A 1,466-nucleotide genomic window follows, 5' to 3' on the forward strand; every position below is an offset into this window, starting at 1 on the left:
CACGTAGTAACAAGCGCTCCACCGTAGAGCCAAAGCGAAATCTCGCGGCATCGATGTCTGCTCCTTAACCCCGTCGCCTGACTGAGCATCAGCGTGCATAAGGATTGACGACTGCCCTCTGCTATAGTGCGCATCAACCCACGCCTAGGTAAGCCACGTCGTTCGGTTGATTCCTGCCTGTTGAAGCAAACGGTAACAGTTCATGAAAATATCCTTGATTGATAACGGCCTCGACTCTCTCAGAAAGGCCTACTCGTTTCTTAAAGAATATGAGGATTTGCGCGAAGCAGGGGCGGAGGAGGTTCAGCGTTTTTTCAAACTGAAGGATGCCATCCTCAGCATGCAGCATGGCATCGAGATACTTCTAAAATATTTGCTGAGTTCACGGAACGAAATCCTGCTATTTTCAGAGATCAACCAAAAACTGCGCGCCGCGTACGCTAAGCGTCGTGCCGGTGATATTGAGCACCTATACGATAACGACGATGTCCACACTGTCACGTTCAAAGAATCCATTGATCGCCTGAATGACATTTGCGGGTTGGAAATCTCGGAGAAATTACGCAAAGATTTGTTGAAAGTTGAAAAGTGGCGGAACAGTATCACGCACGCTGCGATCCTTCAGAACGAGCAGGAAGTGTCTGGTGTTCTCGCTCGATTGATGCCGCGGCTCGATGACTTTTTTAGTCCAACGATAGGCGATGCTTATGTGCAGGGGCAAGGCCGTAGCGAGCTAGATCGTGCGTACCGCTTGTTCAAGAAAGTATATGGAGAGCATCCCAACGCAACGAAGTCCGCCGTAATTGAGCGACTAATACGTTCACTGCGAGAAAACAACATTAAGTCCGTCACCGCGCCAGGCGTTTTTGCCACTAACGACGCTGCAAAGGCGTATTCTATTCTGTCAAACATGCAAGGTGATGGAATAACTTATGGCGCCGACATGATCAACCTTCATTGTTCCGGCGAGATGCAGGTATCGAAGCTTGATCGTGAAGGCGTCATTGAACTGTACGCGGCGGATATTCAAGTTCGGTATGCGTTTCAATTCTCCCACTTAGTCGTCTACGTTCCACAGGTGGAGGGGGGCACATCCCCGCTTATATTCATATATGCCAAGACGTCGTCAGTGCTGGGAAATGATCCTGAACTCTCCGAAAACTTTGGCTACCAGACGCAAGGTGGTATTGAGTTTGTTGACGATGGATCGGAAAAGTGGGAGAAACAGGAAATTTATAGGGTTCTCGACGCAGAAAATATGTACGATGATTCTTGCGGCGATGAGGATGACGAGTTTCCACGATCGGGAAGACAAACCCGGCCCTTTATCAGGAAATATCGATTCCTCTCGGATTGTTGTGTTTGTTTTATGAACGTCCAGACACTCTCGCATGGGGCGGCGAAGCAAATTTTGTATTCAGAAGGACAGTTGGGTGGGCCGGAGGCTTTGACACGGTCCCTCCGTG

At 49.2% G+C, this 1,466-nt stretch carries 1 protein-coding gene; it reads left to right on the forward strand.

All coding sequences use genetic code 11. The features are described from left to right. Positions 1-202: 202 nt before the first annotated feature. A partial coding sequence (locus ACFTXQ_RS36590) for a hypothetical protein (protein WP_382649985.1) occupies positions 203-1,466 on the forward strand: 1,264 nt, incomplete at its 3' end.

This window comes from Streptomyces sp. NPDC057010, assembly GCF_042673805.1.
Taxonomy (GTDB): Bacteria; Actinomycetota; Actinomycetes; order Streptomycetales; family Streptomycetaceae; genus Streptomyces.